Below are 12,645 nucleotides of genomic sequence, written 5' to 3' on the forward strand. Positions count from 1 at the left end.
CGGGTCACCAGCCCGACGCGGTGTAGACGACGGAGGTGGCTGCCGGATCACCCCAGGCCAGCTCGCCCAGCAGGCTCAGCGCGCCTTCCTCGGGGTCGATCAGACGGATGCCGCGCCGGGCGTACGCCCGGTTCAGTTCCGGGGTGACCATGCCGCCGTGACCTTCGACCGGTGCCCACGGTCCCCAGTGGACTGTCAGGCAACGGTTGCCGGTACGGGCCCTCCAGCGGGCGCCGACCGCCTCCAGGGCGTCGTTTGCTGCCGCATAGTCGCTCTGGCCGCGGCTGCCGTACGCCGCCGCGACGCTGCCGAAGAGCACCACGAACCTCGGCGGGTAGCGCAGGCCCTCCAGTGCGCCCAGCACCGCCTGGGCACCCGTCACCTTGGTGTCGAAGACGCGGGTGAACGACTGCGGGTCCTTGTCGGCGATCAGCTTGTCCTCGATCACCCCGGCGGCGTACACCAGCCCGTCGACGCGGCCGTACTCGCCGTGGATCGCGGTGATGAGCTGCCTGGTCGCCTGCGCGTCACGTACGTCGAGGTTGTGGTAGCGCACCCGGGCACCCCGCTCCCTCAGTTCCCGCAGGGTGGCCTCGACCTCCCGACCTGCCAGGATCGCCTGGGCCGCGTGGGCGATCGTCGCTGGGGAGCCGGCCCCCTGGCCCGCGAGCGCCGCCCGCAACGCCACCGCGTCGGTGGCCGCCGCCAACGCCGGATCCTGCGGGCCCTCCGGCAGTGGGGTGCGCCCGACCAGCTCGATGCGGCACCCAGCGGCCGTCGCGAGAGCACGCGCGAACCAGGAGGTGATGCCCCGCGCGCCGCCAACCAGCACCACCACCGAGTCACGGTCCAAGCCGATCGCCCGGGCCTCGGCCACGCCGTCGCCGGCCGGGCCGGCACCGCCAGCCGCCAACGCCCCGAGGCTCACCGGCACCAGGTCGTACGCACGCCGCCCGCCGCCGCTACGGTGCACCACCGCCGCGTCGTCCTTGAGGAGCAACTCGTCGATGATCTGCTGGGCGAGCCTCGGCGCGGGTTCCGTGCCGTCGACGATGACCACCCGCGCCGTGACCGACGGGTACTCCCGAGCAATGGTGCGGAACAGGCCACCCAGCCCGTCCGTGCCCGTGCCGGCGCTCGGGTCGGCGACCGCGAACACCCAGCGGGGCCCGCCCGCCAGGACCTGTCTGATCAACCCGAACGCGCTGGGCAGCAGCGGCACCTGGCCACCGACCAGACCGTCGAGCAGGACCAGTGCGTCCACGCCGTCGACGGTGCCGGGATCGGCGGCCGTGCCGACGCGTACGGTCGCCCCGTGCCGGCGCAGCATCTCCACCACCTGACCGGCCACCGTTCCGGAGCCGGTGACCAGGAACGTGGCACCCGCGAGTACGGTCTCCGGTTGCATCGGCGCTCCCGCGACCGACACCAATGTGGGGAGCATCCGCGTGGGCGCGACACCCAGCCACCCGTCACCGTTCACCGGCGCCGCGCCACCCACCGTCGGCGCCGGCTGCGGCACCGTTGCCAGGTGCCCGGCGGGGACCGTGGCGAGCGGCGCCGGCCGCGGCTGCGCCGGTATCGTGGGCAACGCGACAGCTGGTGCCGGCCCGGCGGGTGTGCCTGGAGACGATGCGGGCACCGTGGCGGTCACGGCGTCCTTCACCCGGGTGGTGAGCAGGTCGAGCATCGCGCGCACGGTCCGCGCTTTGATCATCTCCTCCAGTTCCGACTCGTCGCCCTCGGCTGACATGCCGAGACGGGCGACCACCTCGCCGGCCACCTCGGCCCGCTTGATCGAGTCGATACTGAGGTCGGCTTCCAGGTCGAGATCGAGTTCGATCAGGTCGACCGGGTAGCCGGTCCGCTCGCTGAGCACCGTCAGCACGACGTTCTGGAGGTCGAGACCAGGGGGCTCCGCCACGACTGTGGCGACCGGTGCGGCGACGGCCGCGCCGTTGGTGCCGGTGGTGGCTCCGCGGGGCTCGGGTGGCGTGAACACCGGTACGGTGGCCGGCATCGGCGAGAGCCGTGCCGGTGGATCGGTCGCGGCCGGCGAGACCGGCGACCGGAGACCGGTCGGCGCAGGCGCCGGTGCGATCGGTACGACGCTCCCCGTTCCTTCCGGAGCGCCGCTTGGCGGTGCGGCAGAATCATGGCCGGAAGGGTTCGCCCCGGCCGGCACCGGCGCCCCCTGCCCCGGTGGACTCGCCGCGGCGCCAACCGGGTCGACCGGTGCGCCGGCGGGGCGGTGTGTCTCGGCTGGCCGATGGGCGGTGGGTCCACCGTTGGTGTCGTTTCCGAGGTAGGCGAGCATCACGTCGCGCTGGGAGGCGATCATCTCCCGGTTGGTGCGGAGGAAGTCGGCGAGCAGGTCGTCGGAATGTTCCCGCCCCTGACGCTTGTCTCGACCGCTGGCGGTGCGTTCGGTTGCTGCGGTCATGGACAGCTCCTTCGTACGTTGTGGGGGCGTCATGCCGCCAGGAAGGCGGTTGCCGTCGCGGTCGCGGACAAGTTGCCCGTCCACCCGCCAGAAGGGGCGGCTGTCGGCTGCGGTCGGAGTGGCCTCGACGGTGTCGCGGCCATGCAGCAGCCAGCCGGTCTGTACGGGTACCCCGGCGCACGCCAGCTGGGCCACGGCGAGGAGGAAGTCACGGAGCCCCTCGCCGGTGCGCCGGTCGCAGGCGACGGCGAGATGTGGCCGGTCGGCGAGGATGGCCTGGACGAGACGGGTGAGCACCTGCCCGGGGCCGGCCTCGACGAAGGTGCGGGCGCCGGCGGCGTACATGGCTTCGATCTGTTGGACGAAGCGCACGGGGGCGCCGATCTGGGCGGCGAGTTCGTGCCGTACCCCGTCGGCGTGGGCCGGGTAGGCGGTGGCGGTGCGGTTGGACCAGACCGTGATGCCGGGTGGTGTGACCGGTTGGGCGGCGAGCACCTGCGCGAAGCGATCCACGGCGGTGGCAACGAGCGGGCTGTGGAAGGCGCAGGCGACGTTGAGTCGCCGTGCCGTCAGGCCGGCGGCCTTCAGCGCGGTGATCGCCGCCTGCACCGCGGGGGTGGGGCCGGAGATCACCTGCTCGGTGGGGGCGTTCCGGTTGGCCAGGACGACCTGGTCGGCGAGGCCGGCACTTTCCAGGATCTGGACGAGGTGTTCGGCGGTGGCGCTGACCGCCGCCATGGTGCCCGGATCGTCGTCGGTGGCGCCGAGGATGGCATCGGTGCGTTGCCGGCTGAGCTGCAGCAGGGTTGACGGGTCGTAGGCGCCGGCGGCGCACAGCGCGACGAGTTCGCCGTAGCTGTGCCCGGCGGCGACGTCGGGGCGGATGTTGAGCCGGCGTAGCAGGTGGTCCACGGCGAGTCCGCCGATGCCGAGCACGGGCTGGGCCATCCGGGTGATCCGCTGCTGCTGGGCGCGTTCCGTGGCTGGATCGAACGCGGCCGGCGGGAACAGCACGTCCGCACATTCCTCGCCGAGTTCGAGGTACTGGTGCAGGTCGGGAAAGGTGACGAACAGTTCGGCCAAGGCGCCGGGGTACTGGCTGCCCTGCCCGGGGAACAGGAACGCCACCTTTTCGGGGGCAGTGCCGGAACGCGTGGCCTGCTGTGGTGGCTGGATGAGCCCCTGCCCGGGGTTGTGCTCACCGGCGAGCGCGCGGTGCAGCAGCAGGTCGAGTTCGGTGGTGTCGCGGGCGACGATCGCGACCTGGACGGGGCCGGAGCGCAGGTCGGCCTGTGCCGCCGCCGTGGCGGCCAGGTCGCGCAGTCGCCATGGCCGGCCGTACCGGTCGGTGGTCTGCAGCGCGGCGGCCAGCTGCCGCATCGCCCGGTACGCTGCGGAACGGTCGGGACCGCGGAAGCAGAACAGCTCCGCCGACCATTCCTGGCGGGCGTGGCGCGGTGCGGGCGTGTGTGGGTGCGCGGCGAGCACCACGTGGTAGTTGGTGCCGCCGAAGCCGAACGCACTGAGCCCGGCGATCCGCTCACGGGCCGGGGCGTTCCATGGGCGGGCCTGCGTGTAGAAGGCGAACGGGCTGTGCCGCGGATCCCACACCGGGTTGGGCCGGGTCAGGTTGATGGTCGGCGGTCTTACCCCGACGTACAGCGCGAGCGCCGTCTTGATCAGACCCGCGAGTCCGGCCGCGCATTTGGTGTGGCCGATCTGCGACTTGACCGAGCCGAGCGCACAACTGCCCGGCTGCGCACCCGCCTCGACGAACAGCCGCGTCAGGGTCTCCAACTCGGTACGGTCCCCGACCATGGTGCCGGTGCCGTGCGCCTCGATCAGCCCGACCTGCCGCGGAGAGACACGGCCCCGCGCGTACGCCCGGTCGAGCGCCCGACGCTGCCCCTCGGCACGCGGCGCGGTCAGGCCCAGGGCCCGCCCATCGCTGGAGCTGCCGACCCCCTTGATGACCGCATAGATCCGGTCGCCGTCCCGCTCGGCCTCGGCAAGCCGCTTGAGCACGACACATGCGACACCCTCGCCGAGGGCGATGCCGTCGCCGGTGCTGTCGAACGCGCGAGACCGGCCAGTGGGCGACAACGCGTGCGCCGAGCTGAACATCAGATAGTCGTTGATGCCGTTGTGCAGGTCGGCGCCGCCACAGATCATCAGGTCACTGGTGCCCGCGGCCAGTTCCTTGCACGCCGCGTCCAGGGCCGCGAGCGATGAGGCGCACGCCGCGTCGACGGTGAAGTTGGGTCCTCCCAGGTCCAGTCGGTTCGCCACCCGCCCGGTGATCACGTTGGCCAACACGCCGGGGAACGAGTCCTCGGTGATGACGGGCAGCTGGTCTTCAAGCTCCGCCGGAACCTCCCCCAGGTAGGTGGGCAGCATCATGCGGAGCGTCTGCGCATGCGCCATGTCGCTACCCACCTCGGCGCCGAACACCACCCCGGTACGCGAATGGTCGACGCCCGACGCGTACCCGGCGTCGCGCAGAGCCTGGCTCGCGACCTCCAGGGCCAGGAGTTGGGTCGGGTCGATGCTGGCCAACGCCGCCGGCGGGATGCCGTACCGGATGGCGTCGAACGGTATCGGCGCGACGAACCCGCCCCACTTCGAGACGCTGAGCCGTCCGGTCTGGCTCCGGTCCACCTCGGACGCGTAGTAGGTGTCCACCGGCCACCGTTGGGCGGGCACCTCGGTGACCGCGTCGCGGCCACTGAGGATCGTCTGCCAGAAGCTGGAGAGGTCCGGTGACTCCGGGAAGACGCAGGCCATACCCACTATGGCGACATCCAGCGGCGGCACCGACGCCCGGTCGGCCGTCTCGCCGCCCGGCCCGAACATCGCCGCCAGCGCCGCGATCCGCTCGGCGTGGAAGCGCTGTGCGCCCGTGGTGACTCCGTCGTGCAGGGTGGCCACGGTGGTTCGCGCGTCGCGCAGCACGGCGACCTGGCCTGCCATGAACAGTCCCTCGGCGTGCTGACCCGCCTCGTCGACCGCGACCAGCCCGCCTCCCTCGCGACGTTTGCCCTTGCTGGCGATCCGCAGCCGGCCGACGTTGAGCACCTCCAGCGACTCCCACACCTGCCGGCCGGCCGCCCCTGCCGCAAGCAACTCCTGCCGCACCCGGTGGAAGTCGTCGACGTACGGGCTGTGCAGGCAGCGCGTCACGTGTCCGGGTGCCGTCTCCAGCACCGCCGTACTCGTCGCCGCGATCGCCTGACGCTGGAACAACGGCTGGATCGCCCCGCACTCGACCGCCTCCCGGGTGAACAGGTACGCGGTGCCCATCAGCACGCCCACCTGCACACCGCGACGCGCCAGCGGTCCCGCCAACGCCGCCACCATCGCGGCCGAACACGCGTCGTGGATGCCGCCGGCGAACAACACCTGCACCTGCGCGGCGGTTCCGGTCGGCGCGCCATCGAGGAACTCCTCCAACGCCAGCGCCTGCGCCTCCCACAGCGAAAGGCTCGTCCGCGGTCCCACGTGCCCACCACACTCGCCGCCCTCGAACACGAACCGCCGCGCCCCGGCGCGCAGGAACTGGCGCAACAACCCCGGCGACGGCACGTGCAGAAGCACGTTGATGCCGTCGGCTTCCAGGGCCTTGGCCTGTGCGGGCCGGCCACCCGCGATGATCACCACCGGCGGCCGGGCCTCCCGCACCGCCGCGAGCTGCGCCGCCCGCACCTCCTCGGGGGCGAAGCCGAGGATGCCCACTCCCCACGGTCTCTCACCCAGCGCCTGCACGGCCTCCCGCAGCATCCGGCGGGACTGTTCGCCGCTGGCGAGCGCGAGGGCGATGAACGGCAACGCGCCGTCGTCGGCCACCGCCGCCGCGAACCCCGCCACGTCGCTGACCCGCGTCATCGGCCCCTGCGCCACCGGGATCCGCACGCCCCACGCCCGCGCCAGCGGCGCGCCCGGTGCCAGCGACGCACCCGCCGCGGCGTCCCCGACCCCATCCGTGATCGCCGCGCGGATACCGCGCACCGCAGCGGTCGTCCTCCCCCAACGCTGCCGGAACACCGCGGCCAACCAGCCGTCCTCACCCACCGGCAGCAACGCGCCGGCACCGTCCGGTCGGCCGTCGCGGCGCACCCCCCGCACGCCATCACGTAGCACCGTCTCCGAGCCGTCCATCCGCCCGATCACGGCCCGCACGTCCTCCGGCAGATCCGACTCCGGCATCAGCGCCAACTGGCTGTCCACCACCACACCAGCCGCCCCACCCACCACACACGCGGCGGCCGTACGCGGCCCGATCCCGCCAGCCACCCACACCGGCAGGTCCAGCGACCCGTCGGCGAGCAACTGCTGCAACAGAACGAACGAACTCAGCTCACCGCCCCGTCCGCCCGCCTCCGAACCGCGCGCGATCAATCCGTACGCACCGTTCGCCGCCGCCGTATGCGCCTCCGTACGACTTGTCACCTCCACCAGCACCCGATAACGCTCCGCCGACTTCCTCAGCGGCCACGAACCATCCGCCGGCAGGACAACGAAACGCACGCGGTCCTTCGCGGCGCGCTCCACGTCGGCCACCGTCGCGGCACAGCCCGCAGGCACCCGCACCCCGATCGGTCCTGCCGACCTCGCCGCCGCCTGCTCCAGCGCCCGCAGCGTCGGGCGGTCGCCCCGGGCCAGATCGAACACGCCGAGCCCACCACCCGCACCGGCGGCCACGACCATCTGCGGGCTGGGCTCAACCGCACCACATGGATTGATTACGATCACCAAATTGCGACTGGCGGGTGCGGTATTCATCGAACTCCCGTCGATTGGGTCAGGCGCGCCGGCACTTCCAGTCCGTCTGCTGCGCCGGCGGGTTTCGTCGCAGCCAACAGCGTGGTCTCCGCCAACGTGGCCGGGTTCATGAACGCTCCAGCGCTTCTCCTGCGAAAGCCAGGTCTCTGTGCTGCCGCGTGCCCCGGGTGGCCCCAGTTACGGCTCTTCACGATCGAGTAGCGGTGCCTCACGCCCGTCGTCCGTGTGCCACCTCAGCGATGTTGAGCCACACGGTGTCACCGCCGCGTCACCACACGCGCGCGCAAGAGTGCCTCACCTTTGGCTCACTCCACACCCGTTCGCGGCGGCGGTCGCGCCTACGTCACCACCAGGGCCATTCGCCCAAGAAGCGTACGTCTTTGGCGTGTTGCTCCCCTGGCCCCTTTTGTCTGATAAAACCGAGTTCAGTCCACATTCACATTGACCCGGAGGCATCGAGGACTGTCGAAAATTTTCCAGCGCAGGTTTTGACCTGATTCCAGGGACTCTGCTGCCGGCGCAGACCTCGCCGCGCTCCAGGCGGAGATCCGGCATCGACAGTCTTCGCCATGCGGGCATCTGTCCGAGACGCGGACACCTGCCCGCCCAGCGGGTTCATCCCCCGTCACCCACCCGCACCCGGAGTCCTGGCAACAGCCGCCCGACGCATCGCCACCCGACGAAAGGACCATCTATGGACAGGACCCAGATCTTTGCCCGGTCGCTGCTTCCCGCCGCCATCCTGGCGACCCTGCCGCTACTCGCCACCGTGCCGGCGGCCGCCGACAGCTCCAGTGTGGGTACGGTCGGACCGACGCTAGCGTTCGCGGATCAGCCAACCATGTCGGATGGGCCGTCGGCACGGGCGCCCGCCGGACCGGAGCTGCTGGCCAAAGCCGCGCCGGACGAGTGCTTCGCCGGCATCGGTAAGCCATATCCACCCGGGCCGCCGTGCGGAGTCGGCGTGCCGAAAGTGAACCAGTCCTACGTGTGGGGCCTGACCAAATCGGACGACCAACTCTGGTTCGGGACGGCTCCCAACGTCCACTGCCTCACCTTGGGGAAGGGCCTCAAGCTGACAGAGCCGATCCAGAACGACGATTACGTGTGCGAGTACGGCGAGAGTCAACTGCGGAAGCAGATCCCGTTTCTCCCGGCGGTAGGAGGGGACTGGCGTCCACCGGACGTGTTCCGCTACGACACGCGGACGGGGCAACTGACCGACAAGGGGGGCGACATCGCCAACGCGTCGGTGCTGGACAGACTCCGGCTGAACTCGACGATTGGGATCCGCGCCGCCGGCTCCCACCAGGGCGTCGTGCTGCTCGGGGGACCGTCTCTCGGCGGCCTCAACCTGTTCGCCTTCGACAGCGAGTCGGGCCGGTACCTCGGATCGACAACCCTCTCCCGGTACGGCAACATCCGGAACTTCGTGGTCGCCGACGGCGCTCTCTACGCCGGCGTCGGCGTCGGGCTCGACGGTCTGGGCGGGGGTGAGGTGCTGCGCTGGACCGGCACCAAGGACGCCCCGTTCGGGTTCAGCGTGGTGGGTGATCTGCCGGGACAGGTCGCGGACATCACCTCACACCAGGGACGGATCGCCCTCATCACCTGGCCCAGCGCTGGTGTCCACGGCCGGGTTCCCGGCGTGTGGCTGAGCCCGCGCCTGGCGGACGGAGAGCCGGGCCTCACTCCCGCCGACGCCGACGGCTGGAGCCGGATATGGAACGCGGCCCAGTACGAGCCGGACCCCGTCGTGGCCGAGACGTACGGCCTGGGCGGGCTCGCCTCGTACGGCGGGTACCTCTACTGGGGGACGATGCATGTGCCGCTGAAGGCCACGCAGGCGCACACGAGGCGCTACGGGGCGACGCGTGGCCAGGCAGACCCCGTCGCGGTGCAGAACACGCAGCGCACGGCGAGCCTCTTCCGGGCCGCCGACTTCGATGCCGACTGCGGATGTGAGGAGGGCAAGGCGTCGGTCGAGCTTCTGTACGGCGAGTCGAAGCTGCCGGCATTCGATCCGGAGGCGAACAACGGGGCGGGCGGGTGGCGGCTGACCCCGACCGGGTACACGCCGAGGTTCGGCGCGGCGGGATTCGGTAACGGCTACAACAACTACATCTGGAAGATGGTGGTGGCTGGCGGCTCGCTGTACGTCGGCACCATGGACTGGAGCTACCTGGGCCGGGCGTCCGGCAGCGGGATCCGAGCCGCGCTCGGCGCCGCCGACGCCACGTCGTACGGCGCCGACCTGTGGGCGTTCGACAACCCGAACGAGCCTGCCAGGCCAGTCGACACCACCGGACTCGGCAACTATCTCAACTACGGCATCCGCACCATGGTGGCCGACGATTCGAACATCTACCTTGGTATGGCGAACCCGATGAACCTGCGGACCGACAAGCAGGATGATGTCCCGGAGGGCGGTTGGGAGCTGATCCGGCTCCCCCTGGCCACCTCGAACCCTTCCTACGGCGGGAAGGGGCGACCGCTCCCGCCCGGGAGTGACGCCAGCGGGGCAGCGCCGGCCTGCGGGAAGTGACAAGCCCGTTCGGGCGCGGGCCGGTCGGCGCAGAGCGCCGACCGGCCCTCGCCGCTGACGACGAGCACCGTGAGGGGGATACCTCATGAACCGGCCAACCACGAGACCGGCGACCGTCAGGCGCACCACGTCAGCGGTGGTGGTGGCGGTCGGGGTTGTCCTCACCGTGCTGATCGGCTGCGACGTGATACGTCCGCCGCGGCGGGATGCCGCCGTACCGACCACGCCGCCCGGGACCTCGCCGACCGGGTCCGACCTTCGAAGCCCGGTGGCCAGGGGATCGTCCGCCCACACCATCACGGTGGCCGGCAGGGAACGCACCTTCCGGCTGTACCGGCCGGCCAAGCTGTCGCTGTCTGCGCCGGTACCGTTGGTGGTGATGCTGCACGGCGCCCTTGGGAACGGTCGCCAGGCGGAGACGGCATACGGGTGGAACGCCGCGGCGGAACGTGAGGGGTTCGTGGTCGCGTACCCGGACGGACTCCACCGATCCTGGGCGGTGAGCGACCACTGCTGCGGGCGACCGGCCCATGACGACGTCGACGACGTGGCGTTCATCGTCGCCACGGTGGCCGACATCTCCGCCAAGCTGTCGATCGATCCGAACCGGACCTATGCCGCCGGCATATCCAACGGCGGGATGCTCACCTACCGACTGGCCTGCGACACCACCACCTTCGCCGCGATCGGGGTGGTGGCGGGAAAGCTGCTCGGGCCATGCCCGTCGCCGGCACCGATCTCCCTGATCCATATCCACGGGACAGCCGACGACGTGGTCCCGTACGACGGTCGGCCTGGGAAGCTGGACAACGGCGGGACCGGGCTGCGCCCAGTAAAGATCGACGGCGGACCCGTCGCCGACCAGATCGACCGGTGGCGGAAGATCGCGCGATGCGCCGCTCCGGATGCGCGTACCGCTGGAGCCGTCACCACGTCGGCCGCCCGCTGTCCGGATGGGCGCGACGTCGAGCTGATCACCATCGCCGACGCGGGGCACCAATGGCCGGGCGCGTCGCCGGCGATGGTGGAACGCCTGCTCGGAATGGACCCGCCGTCGACGGCACTGGCCGCTACCGAGTCGATCTGGCGCTTCTTCGCGAACCACCCACGCAACAGCTGAACTCCCGGCTCGACGAGATCCCCGGCAGTCCCAGGGTGAACCTGCGGTCGCCGCGCTTCGGATCGAACCAGTGACCTCTTCGGTGCGAACTGGCGGCGGGGCGGTTGGTGCGGGTGTCGTTCGAGATCATCCGGCCTGCTGCGGGTCGTCCGGGTCAGGTGTGGTCGGCTCGGTTGCGGTACTCCGCTGCTGTACTTCCTCGGCGGTGCGGAGGACGTCGCGGGCGGCGGTCGCCACCGGGCAGCCTACGGTCCGGCAGATCGGGCAGCGGCCGTCGGGTGCGGGTCGGTGTCGCGGAGGATCGCGCGGGCGGTGAGGATCAGCCGGTTGCGGATCTGCGCCAGGGACAGGAACGGTGCGGTCACCGCTCAGCCCACCCCGAGGGTGGTAGCGAGGTGGGTGAGCGTCGTCGGGGCGTCGGGGTCGCGGGCGACCTGAGTGAAGAGGTCCCGGCCGGCTGGTCGGTGGCGGATCTCGGCCGGTGCGATCCGGTCGGCCTCCAATAGGATCCGGCCGGCGTTGACCGGGTCGTCGGCGTGCAGGTACGCGCGGGCGATATCGATCAGGTACGCGGCGCGATGCTCGGCCGACAGCCACCGCCAACCGTCGCGCCCAGTCACCCTCTCGTGGCGGGCCACGGCTTCCTCCGCGTCACCGCGTTCCGCCGCCACGGTGATGCGGGCCAGCTCCACCGCTGTCGGTCCGAACCCGGTCCGGTGGTGGTCGTGCCCGTCCCCCACCCCGGCCGCCATCTCGGCGGCCTCGCCGAGCAGCTCGACAGCGGTGCGGTCATCCCCGTCGCGCGCGGCGGCCAGGGCGGCCTGCACCAGCAACGTCCCGCACAGCGACAACTCGACCGGGTCGCCGAACTCGACCACCGGCGGGGCGATCCGGTACGCGGCAGCCAACATCACCGACTTCGCCACCCGTACCTGCCCTGACTCGCGTAACACCTGACCGAGTTGCACGGAAGCGGCAGCCACCAGCTCCCGGTCACCGGTAGCAGCGGTCATCGCCCGGTCGACGGCCAGCCATGCCACGTCGGGGGCACCGAGCTTCACCAGCAACGCCGCCGTCACCCGGTACGTCTCCACCAGCGGCATCCGACCCCTGCCGGGAACGAGGGCGTAGGTGCGCTGCGCGTCAGCCACCACCTGCGGCAGCAGATCGACCACCTGCGGATAGCGGGCGTACTGGAAGGTCGCCCAGACGTGGGCGACCTCCCGCGCCAGCCTCTCGGCCGACAACACAGAGCGGCGGGGAGCCGGCCGTTCCAACGCGATCTCGTACGCCGACAGCGCCGCCCGGATCCGCTCCACACCCTCGGCACGGTCGGCCACGCCGGCCGGCTGGGCGTCCCGACCGAGCAGCACCGCCGTGTCGATCCGCAGCACGGCGGCGATGTCCTGGAGGGTCGACACCCTGTCCAGCGAACGGACACCCCGCTCAACCTTGTCGACCCAACTCTTCGACTTGCCGAGCCGATCGGCCAGTACCTGCTGAGAGAGCTTCCGCCGCCCTCGCCAGTACGCCACCCGCCGACCGACCGGCAACAGGTCAGCGCGGTCCACGACGCCACCGCCGATCCGGCACCGCGCGGGTCGTCTCCTCGACCGGCACCCGATCCGCCTCGGCCTGCGCAAGAATCCGCCGCTTCGCCGCCTCCCGCTCGGCGGCCTCCGCCTGTTCACCCCGGCTTGATCCTGGATCGCACTGCGTATCGCCCACCTGCACCCCTCCGCAAGGGGCGCGGCGGTG

4 protein-coding genes are annotated in these 12,645 nt (G+C 71.4%); 2 read left to right on the plus strand and 2 right to left on the minus strand.

The window, feature by feature from the left end:
* Window positions 1-4 precede the first annotated feature (4 nt).
* A complete protein-coding gene (locus ACIBJE_RS21060) occupies window positions 5-7,111 on the minus strand; it encodes an SDR family NAD(P)-dependent oxidoreductase (RefSeq protein ID WP_396750786.1) in 7,107 nt (2,368 codons plus the stop codon).
* Window positions 7,112-7,916: 805 nt separating this feature from the next.
* Here ACIBJE_RS21060 and ACIBJE_RS21065 point away from each other — a divergent pair.
* Window positions 7,917-9,767: a hypothetical protein gene (locus ACIBJE_RS21065; protein WP_396750788.1), complete on the plus strand. Its 1,851-nt coding sequence runs from the start codon at window positions 7,917-7,919 to the stop codon at window positions 9,765-9,767.
* A 268-nt stretch (window positions 9,768-10,035) separates the two neighbouring features.
* Window positions 10,036-10,887, plus strand: coding sequence for an alpha/beta hydrolase family esterase (locus tag ACIBJE_RS21070; protein WP_396750791.1), 852 nt, complete (start codon window positions 10,036-10,038; stop codon window positions 10,885-10,887).
* Between the two features lie 368 nt (window positions 10,888-11,255).
* On the opposite strand, the gene ACIBJE_RS21075 is transcribed toward ACIBJE_RS21070, so the two are convergent.
* Window positions 11,256-12,458, minus strand: coding sequence for a helix-turn-helix domain-containing protein (locus ACIBJE_RS21075; RefSeq protein WP_396750793.1), 1,203 nt, complete (start codon window positions 12,456-12,458; stop codon window positions 11,256-11,258).
* Window positions 12,459-12,645: the final 187 nt, after the last annotated feature.

Source organism: Micromonospora sp. NPDC050187 (genome assembly GCF_044459745.1).
Classification (GTDB): Bacteria; Actinomycetota; Actinomycetes; order Mycobacteriales; family Micromonosporaceae; genus Micromonospora.

Bases quoted from the DNA above. Each gene is read 5' to 3' on its own strand.
- ACIBJE_RS21065 (WP_396750788.1), top strand. From the start codon at position 7,917: ATGGACAGGACCCAGATCTTTGCCCGGTCGCTGCTTCCCGCCGCCATC.